Annotated in this window: 22 protein-coding genes; 19 read left to right on the forward strand and 3 right to left on the reverse strand. The window is 31.7% G+C overall.

The annotated features are described in order from the left end of the window. Positions 1 to 81: 81 nt before the first annotated feature. From RR643_RS03260 to RR643_RS03290, 7 genes are all read left to right on the forward strand, one after another. The gene (locus RR643_RS03260) at positions 82 to 432 is read left to right on the forward strand and encodes a BlaI/MecI/CopY family transcriptional regulator (protein WP_332468781.1); all 351 of its coding nucleotides are present in this window, start codon (positions 82 to 84) and stop codon (positions 430 to 432) included. An 11-nt stretch (positions 433 to 443) separates the two neighbouring features. After that, positions 444 to 2084, forward strand: coding sequence for a M56 family metallopeptidase (locus RR643_RS03265; RefSeq protein ID WP_332482318.1), 1641 nt, complete (start codon positions 444 to 446; stop codon positions 2082 to 2084). Positions 2085 to 2168: 84 nt separating this feature from the next. After that, entirely contained in the window at positions 2169 to 2438 is a 270-nt protein-coding gene (locus tag RR643_RS03270; protein WP_332468779.1) for a DUF1905 domain-containing protein, read from the forward strand. A 1-nt stretch (position 2439) separates the two neighbouring features. Beyond that, positions 2440 to 2790 (forward strand): arsenate reductase family protein, encoded by a 351-nt coding sequence (locus RR643_RS03275; protein WP_332468778.1) that lies wholly within the window; start codon positions 2440 to 2442, stop codon positions 2788 to 2790. Next, positions 2775 to 3299 carry a nitroreductase family protein gene (locus tag RR643_RS03280; protein ID WP_332482319.1) on the forward strand — a complete coding sequence of 175 codons (525 nt, stop codon included), beginning with the start codon at positions 2775 to 2777 and terminating at the stop codon, positions 3297 to 3299. Before RR643_RS03275 ends, RR643_RS03280 begins: the two co-directional genes overlap by 16 nt. After that, positions 3259 to 3654 (forward strand): rhodanese-like domain-containing protein, encoded by a 396-nt coding sequence (locus RR643_RS03285; RefSeq protein WP_332482320.1) that lies wholly within the window; start codon positions 3259 to 3261, stop codon positions 3652 to 3654. The genes RR643_RS03280 and RR643_RS03285 overlap by 41 nt, the downstream gene beginning before the upstream one ends. A 148-nt stretch (positions 3655 to 3802) precedes the next feature. Next, positions 3803 to 4486, forward strand: a complete 684-nt coding sequence (locus tag RR643_RS03290; RefSeq protein WP_332468775.1) for a phosphoribosylaminoimidazolesuccinocarboxamide synthase — start codon at positions 3803 to 3805, stop codon at positions 4484 to 4486. A gap of 32 nt (positions 4487 to 4518) precedes the next feature. On the opposite strand, the gene RR643_RS03295 is transcribed toward RR643_RS03290, so the two are convergent. Next, entirely contained in the window at positions 4519 to 5880 is a 1362-nt protein-coding gene (locus tag RR643_RS03295) for an aldehyde dehydrogenase family protein (RefSeq protein WP_332482321.1), read from the reverse strand. A 133-nt stretch (positions 5881 to 6013) separates the two neighbouring features. Between RR643_RS03295 and RR643_RS03300 the strand changes: the two genes are divergently transcribed. Next, on the forward strand, positions 6014 to 6787 hold the full coding sequence (locus RR643_RS03300) for a hypothetical protein (RefSeq protein ID WP_332468773.1): 774 nt from the start codon (positions 6014 to 6016) through the stop codon (positions 6785 to 6787). 15 nt (positions 6788 to 6802) lie between these two features. After that, positions 6803 to 7306, forward strand: coding sequence for a PTS galactosamine transporter subunit IIB (agaB, locus tag RR643_RS03305; protein WP_332468772.1), 504 nt, complete (start codon positions 6803 to 6805; stop codon positions 7304 to 7306). On the opposite strand, the gene RR643_RS03310 is transcribed toward agaB (RR643_RS03305), so the two are convergent. Further along, on the reverse strand, positions 7296 to 8531 hold the full coding sequence (locus tag RR643_RS03310; protein WP_332482322.1) for an RNA polymerase factor sigma-54: 1236 nt from the start codon (positions 8529 to 8531) through the stop codon (positions 7296 to 7298). The two genes, agaB (RR643_RS03305) and RR643_RS03310, sit on opposite strands and share 11 nt — an antisense overlap. Before the next feature lie 71 nt (positions 8532 to 8602). Between RR643_RS03310 and RR643_RS03315 the strand changes: the two genes are divergently transcribed. The 10 genes from RR643_RS03315 (at position 8603) to RR643_RS03360 (ending at position 17781) form a co-directional block, all read left to right on the forward strand. Beyond that, the gene (locus tag RR643_RS03315) at positions 8603 to 11326 is read left to right on the forward strand and encodes a sigma 54-interacting transcriptional regulator (RefSeq protein WP_332468770.1); all 2724 of its coding nucleotides are present in this window, start codon (positions 8603 to 8605) and stop codon (positions 11324 to 11326) included. Positions 11327 to 11401: 75 nt separating this feature from the next. Then, the gene (gene agaB / locus RR643_RS03320; RefSeq protein ID WP_332468769.1) at positions 11402 to 11875 is read left to right on the forward strand and encodes a PTS galactosamine transporter subunit IIB; all 474 of its coding nucleotides are present in this window, start codon (positions 11402 to 11404) and stop codon (positions 11873 to 11875) included. A 21-nt stretch (positions 11876 to 11896) separates the two neighbouring features. Continuing rightward, on the forward strand, positions 11897 to 12703 hold the full coding sequence (gene agaC, locus RR643_RS03325) for a PTS galactosamine transporter subunit IIC (protein ID WP_332468768.1): 807 nt from the start codon (positions 11897 to 11899) through the stop codon (positions 12701 to 12703). Next, positions 12690 to 13487 (forward strand): PTS galactosamine transporter subunit IID, encoded by a 798-nt coding sequence (agaD, locus tag RR643_RS03330; RefSeq protein WP_332468767.1) that lies wholly within the window; start codon positions 12690 to 12692, stop codon positions 13485 to 13487. Before agaC ends, agaD begins: the two co-directional genes overlap by 14 nt. Positions 13488 to 13727: 240 nt before the next feature. After that, entirely contained in the window at positions 13728 to 14441 is a 714-nt protein-coding gene (locus tag RR643_RS03335) for a hypothetical protein (protein WP_332468766.1), read from the forward strand. Positions 14442 to 14445: 4 nt separating this feature from the next. Next, positions 14446 to 14979, forward strand: a complete 534-nt coding sequence (locus RR643_RS03340) for a hypothetical protein (RefSeq protein ID WP_332482323.1) — start codon at positions 14446 to 14448, stop codon at positions 14977 to 14979. A gap of 90 nt (positions 14980 to 15069) precedes the next feature. Beyond that, the gene (locus tag RR643_RS03345) at positions 15070 to 15777 is read left to right on the forward strand and encodes a GNAT family N-acetyltransferase (RefSeq protein WP_332482324.1); all 708 of its coding nucleotides are present in this window, start codon (positions 15070 to 15072) and stop codon (positions 15775 to 15777) included. Further along, a complete protein-coding gene (locus RR643_RS03350; RefSeq protein ID WP_332468763.1) occupies positions 15761 to 16681 on the forward strand; it encodes a magnesium transporter CorA family protein in 921 nt (306 codons plus the stop codon). The genes RR643_RS03345 and RR643_RS03350 overlap by 17 nt, the downstream gene beginning before the upstream one ends. Before the next feature lies 1 nt (position 16682). Next, entirely contained in the window at positions 16683 to 17165 is a 483-nt protein-coding gene (locus RR643_RS03355; protein WP_332468762.1) for a DUF1003 domain-containing protein, read from the forward strand. A gap of 94 nt (positions 17166 to 17259) precedes the next feature. Beyond that, complete coding sequence (locus tag RR643_RS03360) at positions 17260 to 17781, forward strand: helix-turn-helix domain-containing protein (RefSeq protein WP_332468761.1); 522 nt, start codon at positions 17260 to 17262, stop codon at positions 17779 to 17781. A gap of 48 nt (positions 17782 to 17829) precedes the next feature. Here the strand turns inward: RR643_RS03360 and RR643_RS03365 are convergent, their stop codons facing one another. After that, on the reverse strand, positions 17830 to 19545 hold the full coding sequence (locus tag RR643_RS03365; protein WP_332482325.1) for a glycoside hydrolase family 13 protein: 1716 nt from the start codon (positions 19543 to 19545) through the stop codon (positions 17830 to 17832). Positions 19546 to 19576: the final 31 nt, after the last annotated feature.

Here is a 19576-nt window from a genome sequence, read left to right on the forward strand (position 1 = left end):
TTATTGTTGATATTGACAAAAGAGAGTGGATAGTCTAAACTTCATGTATAAAGACTACACGAGTAGACTTGAGGTGGTAAAATGAAATTAACAAGTACAGAGATTCGTTTCATGTCATTGATTTGGGATAATGAACCTATTCAATCAGGAGAATTGGTTACAATTTGTGCTGATGTTTTTGATTGGAAAAAATCAACCACTTACACTTTCTTAAAACGGTTACAAGAAAAAGGTGCAGTAAAGAATGATAGTTCAATGGTATCTGCTCTTGTAAAAAGAGAAGAGATTCAAAAGTATGAAAGTGAAGATGTGATTGAGACAACCTTTTCAGGATCATTACCTAAGTTTGTTACAGCTTTCTTGTCAGACAAGAAATTATCAAAAAAAGAAGTAGATGATTTAAAAAACTTAATTGATAACTATAAAGAATAGAGGTGATTCCTATGGAATTAATAACATCGCTATTTTGTACAATCTTATCCATGTCATATGGTGCAAGTATTGTTATTGTTGTTGTATTAATAGTTCGATTGTTATTTAAAAAAGCCCCTAAAATATTCAGTTACACTCTATGGTTATTTGTATTAATTCGCTTACTAATTCCAATTTCATTTGAAAGTAAAGTAAGTGTTTTAAGTGTGCCTTCGACAATTACTTATCAGGTATTAGATGATATGCCAAAGGTTAGCGAAGAAATACAAAAAACTGTCTATCAAGGTATTGAGGTAAATCAATCAATATCATTGATGAATATTTTAGCACTGATTTGGATCATTGGAATTGTGGTGTTGATTCTTTATTTTAGTATAAATTATATTAAGCTAAAACAAAGACTACGATTTTCAATTCGAGTTGTGGATAATATTTATGAATCAGATTCGATTTTATCACCATTCATTGTAGGAGTTTTTCATCCAAAGATTTATATCCCAATGAATTTAAATGAAAGACAAAAACAAATTATATTAGCGCACGAAATTATTCATATTGAAAGAAAAGATTCATTAATTAAGTTTGTTGGAATCATGATATTAACTGTTTATTGGTTTCATCCGCTTGTATGGTTGAGTTTCTATTTAATGTCAAAAGATATGGAATTCTCATGTGATGAAAAAGTTGTGAATCGATTAGGTACAGAATGTAAACAAAGGTTTGGTATGACATTGCTAGATTTTGCAACAAGTCCTTATGTTATGGTTGTGTCTTTTAAAGAATCGAACACAAAAGAAAGGATTAAAAATATGTTGAACTATAAAAAACCAAAATTTTGGGTATTAATCTTTTGTGTAGTTATTGGGTTATTTCTGATTGTACCATTACTCACTAATCCAAAGTCAGCACCAGAACCAACACCGAAGATTGCACCAACACCAATAGTTAATGAAACTCGTGAACCTACTAATGAGGCAACTGAAGAATCCGAAGAAATTCAAGCATTTCGAGATGAAATAAATGATTTTACAATAGAGGAATTAGAGGAAAGAAAAACTTTGCTTGTTCGTGAACAAGAAGAAATTGAAAAAGAAATTGAAGTTTTAGAGAATGAAGAAAGTGATCTGTTAATAAAGAACCAACGAATGGAAGAATTATTAAAAAAACTTAATATGAATAAAGCTAAGATAGAAATTATCAAATCTAATACTGAAATAATCAATTTTGAAAATAATGTTCAGGAGATGAAAACAGATTTAGAAAATAAGAATCTATCTTATATTGCACCTTTAGATAAGTATGAAGTAACTTGTAGTTGGGGATGTTATATAGGACATGAAGCATTTGATATTCGAGATCCAAACAATTCTAATGCGGATGTTAAGGCAATTGCTGATGGTATAGTTAATGAGGCAAGTTATGATACTAATAATGGAAACTATATCATTATTGAGCATGATAATGGTCAAAGCAGTTATTATGGGCAATTAAAAGATGAATCTACTCTTGAAGTTGGCGCAAAAGTGAATCAAGGTGACAAACTGGGAGTTACTGGTATGTCTGGGAAGGCATCAGGATCTCATCTACATTTCTTCATTATGGAGACAGAGACACAAAGTCGTTTATCAAATTCATTAGAATTAGTGCAATAAAAGTGGGGAAACCCACTTTTAAAAATGCTTGTTTTACAAATTTAGAGAAGAATATTTTATAATAAATACAAAGAGAGGTAGTTTATGAATCTAAAACAATATGAATTTGAGGCAATAATAAAAAAAGTGCCAGATATAGATGGTGCATATATTGAATTTCCATATGATGTTAAAGAAGAATTTGGTAAAGGCAGAGTGAAAGTTTATGCCACCTTTGATGGCGAACCGTATGAAGGAAGTCTTGTACGCATGAAGACGCCTTGCCATATCATTGGTATAAGAAAAGAAATTCGTGCTAAAATAAATAAGCAAGCAGGAGATACAATTAAAGTCGTGATAAAGGAGAGAGAGTAAGATGAAGATGTTATTTATTTGTTACCCAAAATGTACAACTTGTCAAAAAGCAAAAGCATGGTTAGATACAAAGGGAATGGAATATGAATTTAGAGATATTAAACTCAATCATCCAACAGAAAAAGAGTTGAAGCATTGGATACAAAAGAGTGGATTACCCATCAAGAAATTTTTTAATACAAGTGGTATGTTATATCGTGAATTAGAATTAACAAAGAAATTACCAACAATGAGTGATGAGGAACAAATCAAATTACTTGCGACGGATGGTATGTTAGTGAAAAGACCTTTGATTATTTGCGATGATAAAGTACTAGTAGGATTTAAGGAAAAGGAATGGGAACAACTATAATGGATACACTACAAGCTATCAATACAAGAAAAAGTATACGTAAATATACAAATGAGGCAATATCTGATGAAATGATTCATGAATTATTGAATTCAGGTTTTTGTGCTCCATCCGCAAGAAATCGTCGACCTTGGCATTTTGTGGTTATTCAAGATCGTGCTAAATTAAAAAAATTATCTGAGTATGGAAAATACTATAAAATGTTAAACGAAGCACCACTTGCGATTTTAGTATGTGGTGATACCGATTTATTAGAACATGATTATATTATCAATGATTGTTCCGCGGCGGTACAAAATATATTGTTATCTGCCCATGCAATGGGATTAGGAGCAGTTTGGCTTGGGGTTAAAATTGACTCCATGAAAGAATGGTATCAAACTGAATTTGAATTACCTCAGCATATCATACCTGTAGCATGTATATCGATTGGTCATCCAGATGAAATTCGCGAAAGTAGTGACCGTTATGAAGAAAGCAAAGTACATTATGAAAAATTCACTCGTTAAGACCTTACTAGTTACTTTATCATTGGGATTTTTAACATCATGTTCTAGTGATTCAGGGTTTAAGACAATTGATTCAAAGGAAGCATATCGCATGATTCAAGAAGAAGATGTAGTCATTTTAGATGTTAGAACACCGGAAGAGTATGCAGAAGGACATATTGAAGATTCCATCAATATTCCATTGGATGAAATAGAAACAAGATTTGAAGAATTAAATAAAGAGGATACGATTCTTGTTTATTGTCGTAGTGGTAATCGTAGTAAAAGTGCATCGAATTTATTAGTTAAACAAGGATTTACTCATATTTTTGATTTTGGAGGTTTAAATACGTGGAAATATGGAATTGTCAAATAATTGATAATTCCTTTTATTATGAATAAAGGATAGTTTATAAGATTAATAAGAAAGTATATCATTTTGAAATAAAATATATTTTCATGGAAATGTGTGCGTGCTATAATAATAACGTTTTAGGGCAACCTGAACATGGAGGAAAAGGTTAATGAAAAAAGTTTACGAAGGGAAAACTAAAGATGTTTATTCTTTAGACAATGGCAATGTTCTTTTGAAGTTTAAAGATGATTGCACAGGAAAAGATGGAGTATTTGATCCAGGTGAAAATTCTGTAGGTTTAACAATTGATGGAATTGGTCGTGCAAATTTAGAAACATCTATTCATTTCTTTGAAATTCTTAAAGAAAAAGGTGTAAAAACACATTATGTAGATGCAAATGTGGAAGAAGCTACAATGGAAGTTTTACCTGCAACAGTATTTGGTAAAGGGCTTGAAGTAATTTGCCGTTTAGTTGCAACAGGAAGCTTTGTACGTCGTTATGGTGCTTACATTGAAGATGGAACTGTTATTCCTAATGGATACGTTGAAACAACATTAAAAGATGATGATAAAGGGGATCCACTCATCACAAAAGATGCTTTAGCATTATTAGGTATCATGAGTGAAGAAATGTATGACAGCATGAAAGAACAAACAATTGAAATCACAAAAGTTGTTGCTGAAGATCTAAAGAAAAAAGGTCTAGATTTATATGATATTAAATTTGAATTTGGTTATAATAACAATGAAGTAATTCTAATTGATGAAATCGCTAGTGGAAACATGCGTGTATACAAAGATGGTAAGATTGTAGAACCTATCGAACTTACATCAATTATCTTAGCTAAATAAATAAAATCCAGTCATGTGCGACTGGATTTTTTCTATTTCAGAATTTTACGAATGATATTTAAAGTCTTATCATTTTTACTATATCGTAATGGTAAATCAATTAAGTATGAATTATTTTGAATTGATTTTGTATGAGAGAAAGTATCAAGACTATATTTACCATGATATGTGCCCATACCACTTTGCCCAACACCACCAAATGGTAGATTGTGATTCGCAAGATGCATAACACAATCATTGACGCAACCACCACCAAATGATACTTCATCAGTGATTTTCTTTGTCGTAATGCTATCTCTACTGAAGATATAACATGCAAGCGGTTTAGGTTGTTGTTTCACGGTTTCGATTGCTTGCGATAAATCTTCATATTCAATAATAGGAAGAATTGGTCCAAAGATTTCTTCTTTCATAACAGGACTCTTAAATGTAGCGTGAGTAAATAGGGTAAGACCAATCTTGAAAGTTTGATCATCAAAAGATGTTTCTGTTTTATACATTTCATCACCGATTAATTTCTTAATTCGAAGATATGCTTTTGCAGATATTAAACGAGGATAACTTTCTTCATTAATACCTTTAGGACATTGTCTTTGGATTTGGTCAATTAAGTGTTCAACTAACTCATCTTTTACATTTTTATCTACAAGAATATAATCAGGAGCAACACAGGTTTGTCCTGCATTTAATAATTTAGCCCATACAATACGTCTTGCAGCTTGCGCAATATTTGCACTACGAGTTACAAATGTTGGACTCTTGCCACCAAGTTCAAGTGTTACCGGGGTTAATGACTTAGCTGCGTGAGCCATGACCATCTTTCCAACTCGTTCACTTCCTGTAAAGAAGATGTAATCATATTTAAACTTGAATAATAATTCAGGATCTACTTTTGGATCTAATGCATACACTGTATCAATAGTGAATGTTTCATTAATTAATTTTTGAAGTAGTGATGATGTAGCATAGCTACTCTTTGAACTCTTGATAATAGCAGTATTACCTGCAGCTAACGCACCTACTAAAGGTGCTAGTGTCAATTGTACAGGATAATTCCATGGAGCTAGGATAAGCACAATACCATAGGGTTCTTTTAATGTATAACTATACGAACCTAATAAATGAATTGGTACACATTTATAAGAAGGTCTTGCGAATCTATCTAACATTTTTAATGCAGTATGTATTTCTGAATAGACAATACTTAGCTCAGTTAAATAAGATTCAGACTTAGACTTACTTAAATCCATATTTAAAGCGTCTAATATCTCATCCTCATGTGTTTTTAACATATGCTTAAGCTTCAATAATTGAGCTTTACGAAATTCGACAGTTTTAGTTTTGTTTGAATCGAAAAAAATTCTTTGATGATTCATTATATCTTGATAAATCATAAATACCTCCATCCATCTATCTATAAATATCATAACATAGAATATTAGAAATGTATTTTGAACATATTGTGAAATATCATATTCGTTGACTTCTATAGAAAGCGTGATGTAATTAGAAGTAGGAGGTGTTTTTATGATTAGAAAGATACCATCGCGTTACCTAGTTTTAGTTACTACAATCTTCACTTTATTGATGAATAGTTACACCAATATATTCAAATTTAATGGATATTCTACAAAAGATATTTCGGACTTATATCCTAACTTATTCACTCCAGCACCAATTACCTTTTTAATATGGAGTGTGATATATATCTTATTAATCGTTGTTGTATTCAAATATTTCAGTAAAAAGCAATTGAGTGATATTGAATTTAATACCATGAATCGTATTGGATATATATTGAGTATTTCCAATGTGTTTAATGGAATATGGATGTTGTTTTGGCATTTGAATCAAATCACAATCACGGTTGTGATTATGTTAGGAATTCTTGTGACCTTGTTGATGATTATGTTTGAATTAAGAAAATTTAAACCTGATATTTGGTTAAAAAGTTGTTTTGGTATATATACGGGTTGGATAAGTATTGCAACCATAGCAAATATTGTTGTTTTCTTGGTATCAATCAATTGGAATGGCTTTGGTAAATCACCTGTTACATGGATGATTATCATTACAATAGTAGGTTTAATAATTACATCACTAACTGCATGGAAGTTTAAGAATCCGTATTATATGGCGGTGATTATATGGGCATATATAGGAATCTTAATTACACATTTGAGTGGAACTCAAAATACACTCATCATAGGAACAGTGAGTGGTTGCATCGCTATTGAAATTGTGGTATTACTTTTAGTAATGAAAGGTAGTCTCTATAATCAAGCAAAACAATTAAAATAGAGTATAAGGTTTATTATGCAGGTTGAGGGTAAAATTGTTTTAGTTCGTGTTGATAATCGATTAGTACATGGACAAGTGGGTGGTCCTTGGTCTGCAAGTTTAGATGTTAATGTCCTCGTGGTGGTTGATGATGAGGTTGTATTGGATCCTCTTCAACAACGTTTGATGGAATTTGTCGCAAAATCAAATAATATCCGTATTTTATTCTTTTCAATAGATGAATTTGTGGAAGCGGTGCAAGATAGTAGTCCTCATTCTAAAATGTTCTTAGTTGTAAGAAATGTACAAACAGTAAAGAAATTATTAGAAAAAGATTTACCGATTGATGCAGTAAATCTTGGCAATATGCATTATGAGAAAGGGAAAGTTCCTTTGTCTAGAAAAGTATATATCAATGAGGAAGATGCGGTTTCAATTCAATCAATCCTTGATCATGGTGTAACTTGTTTTGTACAAGATGTACCTGGAAGTTATCGAGAAGAAGTTACAACTCTTATTCACATCAAGTTCAAGAAATAGTCTTACGCAATGTTGAGTTTGGTATACGACATTGATCACGATATTTCGCAATACATCGTCTAGAAATATGAATATCTCGTTCCTTAAGTAGTTGAACTAACTGTTCATCACTGAAGGGGCGATTTTTATTTTCGTTTTGCACTATTTTTTTGATTTGATCTTTAATGGCATCACTACTTAATCCATCCGTACTTTGGTTGGTAAATAAGGAAGAAAGTAAAATGACTTTTTCTTGATATTGCATAGCTTTGTTTTGGATACAACGAAAAACAGTAGATGGATGTCGATTCACAAGCTCAGCTACTTGTTTATAGGTGCAAGGCTTAAGGGGTAAGTCGTGTAAAATAGAATCTTTTTGAATATGAAATAATACAGTACATATCTCTTGTAATGTGGATTCTCTTTTAGCTAATGAGTTAAGTAATTCTTTTAATACACGAGTTTGTTCCTTGATGTATTTTTTAACTTCGACATCCGCTGTCTCATTTAGTTCTTGGTTGATAGATAAAAATTGGCTTATATTTTTTGTTTGGATGATGTAATCATCATCGGTTTCTATGATTGTAATTTCAGGGTAGATATAATTGGAAATATGATTGAAATTTGCACCTGGTTTCGGATTGCATAATTTTATTTTGCTTAAACAATATTTAATGGTATTTTCATCTGTTTCTAGAGCCTTAGCAACTTTTGCGAAATAACCTTTTGATAAATCTTGTAGATAATCGATACATTGTATAACAAGATCTTGGTCTTTGATTTGCATTCTTTTACATTGTATCAATAGACACTCTTTTAAATCTCGAGCTCCTACTCCATAGGGTTGAAGCGTTTGAATAAACAACAAACTTTCTTTTAATTCTTTAATTGTAAAGTGAGTAGCACGTTTTATTTCTTGAAATGAAGTAAGTAAATATCCATTAGAATCTAAATGATAAATAATAGCCTTGGCACAGTTTATATTCTTGAATTTACTTGTGTTGATTTGTTCTAATAGTTCATCTACTAATGAAATATCATCAGTGGCTGCGATTTGATTGAAATCAATGTCATGACTTACTGGGTAATAATCTGAATGTATTTCTAATAAAGGATGTTCTTGTACAATCTCATTAACAAGCGTTTCAACATCAGTTTGATTCATCGCTAAAACAGCAAGGGATTGAACTTGCTTCATTGAAATCTTATGAGTAGGTTTTAATGTTTGTATTAATTTAGTTTTCATGTGCTCTTCGACCTTAACAAGATTGTAACATAACTTCATTTACGTTAGAATATGTTTAATGAGGTAGAGCTATGAAAGAAAAATTACTAGAACTCTTAAACTTCTATACCGAAAAGAATGGACCTGTACCAATGGAATGTTTTACTGCTTCATGTCTTGCAAATGAATTGTCATTGAGTAGAAACAGTGTATCTCAATACTTAAATGAATTCATCCAAGACAATAAAGTTGTTAAAATTAATTCGAGACCTGTCTATTTTTTTGGTGTTAAAGAGTTAGAGAAACAAGGAATAGAGTTAGAAAATAGTGTCTTTGAGTCATTTGAAGAACTAACATTAAAAAAAGAAGATTTTGATCGATTGATAGGAGCTCGTGATTCATTGCGTCATGCGATTGAACAATGTAAAGCAGCTATTAGTTATCCGCCACTGGGATTACCAATATTATTGAATGGGGCTACAGGCACTGGTAAAAGTAGAATTGCACAAACGACGTATGAGTATGCAATTTGTGCAAAAATCATAACACCAGAAAGTAAGTTTGTTGTAGTCAATTGTAGTGAGTATGCAAATAACCCTGAATTATTGACTGCGAATTTGTTTGGTCATAAAAAAGGGGCTTATACGGGTGCTGATAAAGACAATCCAGGTTTAATACAACTAGCTGATGGTGGAGTCCTTTTTTTGGATGAAGTGCATTGTTTGAAGGCTGAATGCCAAGAAAAGTTATTCTTATTCATGGATAAAGGAGTATATCATCGTGTAGGGGATAACGAAAATTGGTTCCATTCGGACGTTCGGCTGATCTTCGCAACAACTGAAAATCCTGAAGATGTCTTATTGAAAACACTATTGAGAAGAATTCCAATTGTAGTTAAAATACCAGCATTAGAAGAAAGACCAAGAAATGAAAAATCTGCGCTTTTAGCATCAATCTTTAAAAATGAATCAAAAGAAATTGGTAAAACAATAGAGATAAGTTCATTAGCTTATCAAATATTTATGGATACAACTATACCAGGTAATGTTGGAGGTTTAATGAATAGTATTCGTGCTACGTGCGCGAATGCGTTTCTAGAGGATAACCAAGGTAGTGATTTACTTGAAATCCATGCGAATAATTTACCTGAATATGTATTACAACTTGCTCCAGTAATTAACTTTAAGCTACAAGGCACTAAAGACAAGAAAATGGTGAAATTGTGTTTTCCATATCAACCCAATCCATATGATGCGAAGTTAATTGGGGTTTATGAAAAGATGTTGGATAGTTATCGTAAATATCAAGAAAACCCATTGACGAACCGTATTCTCAACGAAACACTTCAAGGAGTCATAGATCAATATAGTGATTATTTAATGTTTGATCGTAGTCAAGGTTCAAGTCCTAATCATGAATTTACAAAAAAGATTACTGATAAAATATTTTCTATCGTAATGAATCGGTACAACTTAAAAATAAGTAACAATGATATTTTACTTGTATCTCGTTATTTAAGTGAATATGCAAGACTTAGTCACGAACTTAAGAATTGGTTAAGTAATCATACCCAAGAAATTCATGACTTCTCAGAGATATTCCAAATGAAGTATCCTCGTGAATATGCAATAGCGACTGAAATTGTTGATAACATTGGAATTAACTTGGACATTGAAGTAGATGAAATGATGAAGATCCGATTGATGTTGATGATTTGTGATATGCATCGTGAAGAATCCAATAACAAAACGATCGCTGTTATCTTATGTCATGGCTATTCAACGGCATCATCACTTGCCGACGCGGTGAATAAGATGTTAAATGTAAATATCTTTGATGCAATTGATATGCAATTGGATGTTAGTGTTGATAAGATTACAAATCAACTAAATGATTACTTGAAAATGAAGAATTATTTTGATGATTTGGTTTTGCTTGTTGATATGGGTTCATTGGAAGATATCTACAAAGGAATTAAGCAAATACCGAATGTGAATATCAGTATTGTGAATAACGTAAATACAAAACTTGCGTTAATTATTGGAAGTAAGATTAAACAAGGGGAAGATATTTCTAAGATATTACAGACTGCTTGTTTAGATACAACATCGCAATATAAATACATTCAAAACCGTGCAAAGAAAAAAGCAATTCTCTCTGTATGTGCTACAGGAATGGGTGCTGCAGAGAAAATTATTGACTTATTTAAGAAAAGTTTACCAAAAAACATTGATGCAGAGATTGTTAGTTACGACTACAATAAGCTTGCAGAGCATGGTAAGACAGATTATATATTTGAAAAATATGATGTTTCTTTCATATTAGGAACAATGAATCCATACATTGAAGACATACCATTTATCGCTATTGAGGATTTAGTACTCAACTCGGAAATGGATCAATTGGAATCATTGATGAAAGACTTCTTAAGTGAAGATGAAATCGAGATTATGAAGAAAAACATCATCAAGAACTTTACATTAAACAATATCGTCAACCATTTAACAATATTAAATGCTGAAAAAGTATTGGATGATGTAGAAGAATTGGTTATTGGTATGGAACAACACTTATCAAAACCTTTGCCAGCAGCAAGTAAAGTTGGGCTCTATGTTCACTTATCGTGCTTAATTGAACGCTTGATACTGAAGAATGAAGTTCAACTTATTGAAGAACCAATTGAGTTTATTGAAAACCATGGTGACTTCATTCAAATAATAAAAGAGATATTTAGTGTCGTAGAAATGAACTATAGTGTCGAAATACCTGTTTCTGAAATTTATTATATATTTAATTACATTGAAAATTACTTATAAATAAAGGATAATTAGCGTGCCGACATAAAGTTGGCACGCTTTTTGCTAGATAAAGGGTAAGGAAATGGAGGTGAAATGATGAAAGGAGAAAATATTCTTTTGACACGTATCGATAATCGCTTGGTACATGGACAAGTAGGGGTGACTTGGACAAAAACTATCGGAGCAAATTTAATTGTAGTTTGTGATGATGATGTAGCTAATGATCAACTTCAACAACAATTGATGACTTTCACTGCTAAATCAAGTGGTGTAGGCATTCGTTTCTTTACAGTTGATTATACTGCACAAGTTATTGATAATGCTTCACCTGACCAAAAGATTTTCCTTGTAGTTAAAACACCAGAAACAGTTAAGCGCTTAATTGAACAAGGTGTTGTATTAAAGGACGTCAACGTTGGTAACATGCACTTCTCAAATGGGAAACGTGCAATCACAAAGAAAGTTTATGTTGATGATCAAGACATGGCTGATTTAATCTTTGTAAAGGAACATGGTAGCAATGTTTATTGTCAAGACGTTCCAGGCGACTCAATCGAAAAAATTTAAAATAAAAAAGGAGAAAGAAAAATGCAAATCACATTAATGCAAGGTTTAATGCTTGCAATTGCCGCTATTATTATCGGTGTGGATTACTGGTTAGAAGCATTATTTATTTTCCGTCCACTTGTTGTATCAACAGTGACAGGAATTATATTAGGTAATGTTCAACTAGGTTTAGCAACAGGGGCTTTAACAGAATTAGCTTTTGCAGGATTAACACCTGCTGGAGGAACACAACCTCCTAACCCAGTTTTAGCTGGATTTATGTCAACAACAATCGCATACACAGCAGGTGTAAGTCCTGAAATCGCATTAGGATTATGTTTACCATTCTCATTCTTAATGCAATATGTAATTTTATTCTTCTATTCATCATTTTCATTCTTTATGGCTGGAGCTGATAAAGCTGCAGAAGAAGGAAATGTTACGAAAATTCGTAATATTAACATCACAACTACACTTATCGTAGCATTATCATATGGTGTTATCGTATTTGCTTGTACTTACTTAGCACAAGAACCTATGGCACAATTTGTTACTGCAATGCCTGCATGGTTAATCCATGGTTTAGAAGTTGCAGGAGGAATCTTACCTGCTATCGGATTTGGTATGTTACTACGCGTTATGATGAAAGCAAAATACATCCCATTCTTTATCGCTGGATTCTTAATGATGAACTTCATCCCAATGAACAACCTACTTCCAGTAGCAATGTTAGGTACAGCATTTGCATTGTTTGATTTCTTTAATGCAAAAGCAAGAAGAACTGCTATTGAAGAAGCAATCAAGAACAATTCAGGAAGCACAGGAGGAAATAAAAATGTCGGCATCTAAAAAACTTACTAAAAAAGATATAACAATGCTAGGTTTACGTTCATCTTTCCTACAAGCTTCATTTAACTATGAAAGAATGCAAGCAGGTGGATGGTTACTAGCTCAACTTCCAGCATTAGAAAAAATTTATGCAGATGATCCAGAAGGTCTATCAACTGCAATGACAGATAACCTTGAATTCATTAATACACATCCAAACTTAGTTGGATTCTTGATGGGATTATTAATCTCTCTTGAAGAAAATGGAGAAGACCGTAGTTTAATTAAAGGTTTAAAACTTGCTCTATTTGGTCCTATCGCAGGGATTGGAGATGCTATCTTCTGGTTTACATTCCTACCAATTATCGCAGGTGTCTCTTGCTCATTTGCATCTCAAGGATTAATTATTGGTCCAATTATTTTCGTAGGTGCTTATTTAGCTATTTGGGTATTACGTATCGTATGGACTCATATGGGATATCGTTTAGGTACTAAATCATTTGAAATGCTTCAAGAAAACTCAGATATTATTGCAAACTCTGCAACAATTCTTGGTATCACAGTTATTGGTGCTCTAATCGCATCATATGTAAAAATTAATTTATTGCCTGTAATTAGTGTTGCAGGAGGAATCGAAGTTAGTATCCAAACAGCATTCTTAGATACTATTTTCCCTAAAATTTTACCTCTTGGATATACATTATTAATGTTCTACCTTCTAAAGAAGAAACAAGTAAGCCCAGTAATTCTAATCATTGGAACAATCGTTCTTGCAATTGCTTGTTCATTTATTGGATTACTATAATCTATCCCTTTCCAAGTTAGATGTACATTCGTGTACATCTTTTTTCTTGTTTAAATGCGGACATAAATAGAGGGGTTCATTGACAATAGTCTTAGAATAAGTGTAATATTTAATAAATATTCAACCAAATTCATCTTAATAGATCTATAACGTAAATAATCATATGGATTTAATAAATCATTTTTAACTACAATTTAGTATCCTGAAAAGTTTATAAAATAATTAAAAGGGGGAGATTTTATGCATTTTTTTAAACAGGGAAACAAACATATGTTGTTAATTGCGATAACACCTGTATTGGTAGTTGTTGCGATTATTTCATTAACCACGCTCATAAAGGATATCTTTAATTTAGATCCCGGATCATTGATATCTACCGTAATTTCAGTATTAGAGGCTGTAGGGTTGATTATATCTTTGATTATTGCGATTAAACAGCTATCTGATTCGAAAGAGATTACTCGGGCAACATTTTTAATTGAATTAAATAAGTCATTTGTTGAAAATCAAGATTACTTGGATTTATATAATATGTTACAAAACTGTTTAGACAATAGTTGTAAATGCAGTAATAAATGTAGTAATTCAAGAGATATAAATGTACCTTGTAATTTAAATGTATTAAAAGGACAAATTTCAAACTATTTAACTTTTTTTGAAACGGTTTATATTCTACAAAAAAATGGTGTTATATCATTCAATGTAATAGATGATTTATTTGCATATCGTTTCTTTTTAGTTGTGCACAGTAAAGTAATCCAACAAATGAAAATCAAAGCACAACCACAAAACTTTAGAAATATTTTTTGCTTGGAATATGAATGGATGGAATGGCGTAAAAAACATGGTAAAGATTTAGATGATTCAATTGATACCGTTTATAATCGGTTGAAATTAAAAGATTTAGTTGAACCAGGACTTTATCAAGAATTAATTAAATCGAAAGTGAGGTAAATCAATGCAAATAAACAATAAGATTCCCTTTCATGAGTTTGAGATTAGGCAGTGTAATTTAGATGATTTAAATTTAATATTGAATCTTCAAAATGAAACATTAAGTAATCTTACAGAAAAAGATTTATTACGAGAAAATAGTGTTGATATGCTTGAAGAATGTTTGTGTAATCCTCATGTTACAATAGGTGCTTGGTACAAAGGTGAACTTGCAGGATTTTCAGTTTTGTATTTTCCTACTAAAGATGAGGAAAATCTTTCGTTATCACTTAAGGATGTAGATATTAGCCAAGCAAAAGTAGCGAACAATAAACTTTGTATTGTAAGAAGTAAATATTTTGGAAATTCTCTTCAATATCATTTAGGAACCCTCATTGAAGAATATGCGAAAGGTAAGAATATCAATTTGTTATGTGCAACTGTTTCTCCTAAAAATAAATATAGTCTAAACAATATGGAACGTCTGGGTTATACATGCAATAGAACATTAGAGAAATATGGGTTTGAAAGGAAGTTGTTTTATAAAGTAATTAAGTGACATCTACAATAATAAATATAAGAAGAGGATGAACATAACACATGTACATCTTTTTCTTTTGTGATGTTATAATAAAATCAGGTGATAAAGATGGACTTAGGAAAAGATATTAGGAAATATTGCAATTTGCTGCATTTACAAAATGATCCAATGGTAATTCGTTTATTTGAGACTGAAAACTCATTACTGATGTATAAGAAGGACATGGATTGTTACTTCATTGCTTCAGAAGACGAGAATGAATATGATGAATTAATGAGTCATATTGATTTGAGCTTTTGTAAGGCATTTTGTATTCAAGAAGAAGGTTTATGCAAATATATTCAAGGAATGGATGATGCATTCAAATGTTGTAATTACTTCTTTGATGGTGAATCTATTGAATTTAAACAACGAGATGATATTGAAATTAGACTACTAGATGAAAGTTATTTTGATTTTGTCATAGAAAATTATCATGGATATGATGATACAAGATATATAATGAGTCGACTTGAGAGTGGTAATATCTGGGGTGCATTTAAAGAAGAAGTATGTTGTGGGTTCATTGGTTTCCATGATGAGGGGTCAATGGGTATCTTGGTTGTTCTGGATGAGTTTAAACTACAGGGTATTGGTACATATTTAGAATCATTTCTAATTTCAAAATGTTTGGAAGATCATCGTTATGCATTTTGTCAAGTTGCACCATATAATGATGCATCAAAACACTTACAAGATAAATTAGGATTGAAACCACATCCCAACATAATTACATGGGGTAATGTTGAAGGAGAAGAAGATGATTTACGTAATTAAATCCAATAAACTCCAACTTGTTGAACAAGAGAATGATGAATTACCTATAATCGCATACTTAACAATGGAAGAATTAAATGCACATACCAATATTCCTGAATTAGTTAAGATAATATGCAACAGTAATCAGGCTCAATATAAAAATAGTGTGGATGATTATGATGGATTTACATTTGGTATCATAAATGTCATAGATATATGCAATGTCTATAATGAGAAAGATCGTATTGCGTTCTTAATCATGAAGAATCGCTTTTATTTCATTGAACTCAAAGATGAGAATAGGAGTGTATTCAATATCTTTGAAACAGTTACTAAGGCTTATCTGGGGAATGCAGAGTTTGAAAAGATTATCGCTTTACTTTTGGAAATGTTATTGCAGAATGGATATGAAGTGATTGAGGATATTGATAAAAAGATTTCAATTATGGAGTCAAGTGTTGTTGAGGAACGTGCAAGTTCTAAATTGAATCGAGGAATTTTTGCACTAAAAGATCAATTAAGTATCTTGAAGAATTATTATCAACAACTGGAAGAAATTGGATTGTACCTACAAGAAAATGAAAATGATTTATTTGATGAAAATAAATTGAAACATTTTAAACATTTTGCGAATAAGAGTAATCGTCTTTATGATGCTTGTGTTGCAAAACAAGAAGATTTGATTCATCTAAGAGAAGCGTTGGATGCAATGTTGGATTATCAATTAAATAACATCATGAAATTGTTTACTGTGATTACCGCGATTTTCTTACCTCTTACGTTAATTGTGGGTTGGTATGGTATGAATTTTGCGAATATGCCGGAGCTTGAATGGGAGTATGGATATATGTTTGTCATAGGCATTAGTGTTGTGGTTGTGTTTGGATGCTTATACTATTTTAGAAAGAGGAAATTGATATAATATGGAAGATAAAAGTAAATTATTAGAAGAAATACTTGAGGATGTTGATGAAGAAATGACAGATGAAGAAATCATTCATTTGTTACTAGATCGTAAAATGGCAAAGAAAGAAATCAAAACAAAACTTACTGTTGGTGACAAGACTGCAGATAGTCTTGCGAAGTTTGCGGGAAGTTGGACGTTCATTATTATCTTTATGTCTATTTTGTGTGGTTGGATGATGTACAATTCAGCTGTAGAAAAGAAGTTTGATCCTTATCCATTTATTTTGTTAAACTTGGTTTTGTCTTGTCTTGCAGCAATGCAAGCACCGATTATAATGATGAGCCAAAATAGACAAGAGGCAAAAGATAGAGAACGTGCTGAAAATGATTATCGCGTAAATGTGAAAACAGAAATTATTTTATCTGATTTACATCTAAAAATTGATCAATTACTAAAAAATCAAGAAGAATTACTTAAGGAAAAGAAATCAAAAGAGTGATTCTACTTTAAGTTGCGTAGATGCAAGTTGAGGTTGGTGGAAATTTATTGAATGAATCTTATGATTAAGATAGTTAAATAGAGGAGGAATTACAATGACATTTTCAGATAACTTAAAACAAATTAGAAAAGAAAAAGGATTAACGCAAGAGGATTTAGCCAATATGTTGGATGTGAGTCGCCAAGCGGTATCGAAATGGGAATTGGATGAAGGATATCCCGAGGTTGAAAAACTGATTTTATTAGCGAGTCAACTAAATATTTCATTAGATTATTTAATGGGAACAGCACTTGCGGATAAACCCTTATCCACAACCAATACAGGGAAGATATTAATCGCATCTTATGATGGAAAATCAATTGTAAATTGTCATAAGATAACATCATCTAATGTATTCGCAACTAAAAAAGGTGAGCCTAAGTATGCTTTGTTTGGAATAGATGGTTCATCGTTTTGGGGTGATAATAGTACATTGTTGGGATGGTATAAAGATAATGAATCCATTCAACAAGAAATAAGTGAGATTATGCAAGCGATGAAACAAGGACTATCAAGTTATGAATTAAAGTATGCATTAAAATCAGAAGGACTTTTTGGAAAGTTGTTTAGATTATAAAAACCTAACTAGAAATCAGTTAGGTTTTTTAATATTATGCAGTTAAAATTAAACGCGATATTTACTTGAGTGAAGAGATACTTTTACTTTCTCTTCTTTTTTTGTTAATTGGTAGATGTGTGCTTCATAAGGTGCGAGTTTCATTACTCGACGAAGTTCTTTATCTAAACCATTGTGAAGTAATTCAATGCCATCTAATTTTTCATCAAGCGTGATGTCGGCAGCTTGCTTCGTTAGGTTAATAAGAATGAGCAGTTCCTCTTCATCGTTGATGCGTTTGAAACATAAAATACTTTTATGGTCTTTATTTAGTTCAATAAATTTACCTGTGCATAATGCTTCATGTGACTTTCTTAATACGATGAGTTTTTTATAGAAGTGGTAAATCGATTGAGGATCTATCATGCTATCATGAGCGTTGATGTGGATATAATTTGGATTGAGTTTGATCCAGGGTGTTACACTTGAGAAACCAGCGTAGTTTTCATTTGACCATTGAACAGGTGTTCTTGCGTTGTCACGCGTCACATAAGCGCCAATTTTCTTAGCGATACTAAGTGGTACATGTAACATATCGTGCATGGCTTGTACACTGTTAATGGCTTCATAATCTTTCCACTCACTATAGTCTAGTTTTAAGTTGGTCATACCGATTTCTTCACCTTGATAAATGAAAGGAGTACCATAAAGTGTAAAGTTATATAAGGCTAGAGCTTTAGCGGATTCAAGATAATACAGTTCGATATTGCCAAAACGCTCTAAGTGACGTTTGTTGTCATGGTTAGATAAGAAATTACCTACATAACCATTTTTTTCTTGCATCGCATTTTGCCATTTTCGTGTGACTTCTTTGAATTCTGAAGTTGTGAAACGATAAAATTTTCTAAAATCATATTTACCTAATGAACCATATCCCAGCATACTAATATCAAAATGAAATGTCATTTGAATCCCTTTACTATCAGGGTTTGTATACTTCATTGCATCATCAAGTGTAACTAAACATCCTTCTGCTAAACCAAGTGCATCATATTTAGATAAAACCTTCTCATTCATTTCTTTTAAGTAGGTATGAACGAGAGGACCATTAAGTAAATAATCATCAGGAAATTGATATCCTTTTTTTTCAGGGTTTTTATCAGGTAATCCATCTTTTTTATCTATGCAGTTAATAACGTCCATTCGAAAACCATCAACACCTTTTTTGAGATAGAATTCCATGACATTGTATATTTCTTGACGAACTTGTGGATTTTTCCAATTCAAATCTGCTTGGGTTGGTGCAAAAGAAGTTAAATAATAAGAATGTTCATTTTCTTTAGTCCATGAACTACCTCCAAAAAAGCTCAACCAATTATTAGGAGGATTACCATTCTTACCTTCCTTAAAGAAATAGAAATCACGATATTCACTATTTGGGTTATTATAGGCATCAATAAACCATGCATGTTTCGTTGATGTATGATTCGCAACTAAATCCATGAGTATACTCATCCCTCTTTTTTTAAGTTCGAATAGAAGTTGATCAAAATCATTCATTGTTCCATATTCTGGTGCTATTGCGTAGTAATCACTGATGTCATAGCCATAATCATCATTGGGAGATGCATAAATGGGACTCAACCAAATACAATCAATTCCTAGTTCTTTTAAGTAATCAAGTTTACTTATAATTCCTTGTATGTCGCCTATACCATCATTATTACTGTCTTTAAATGACCTTGGCCATATTTGGTATATGACTGAATGTTTAAAATCTATCATGAATACTCTCCTATCTGTAGTTTTATTATAA

It is taken from the genome of Anaerorhabdus sp., assembly GCF_036637135.1.
In the GTDB taxonomy this organism is placed as follows: Bacteria; Bacillota_I; Bacilli_A; order Erysipelotrichales; family Erysipelotrichaceae; genus Anaerorhabdus.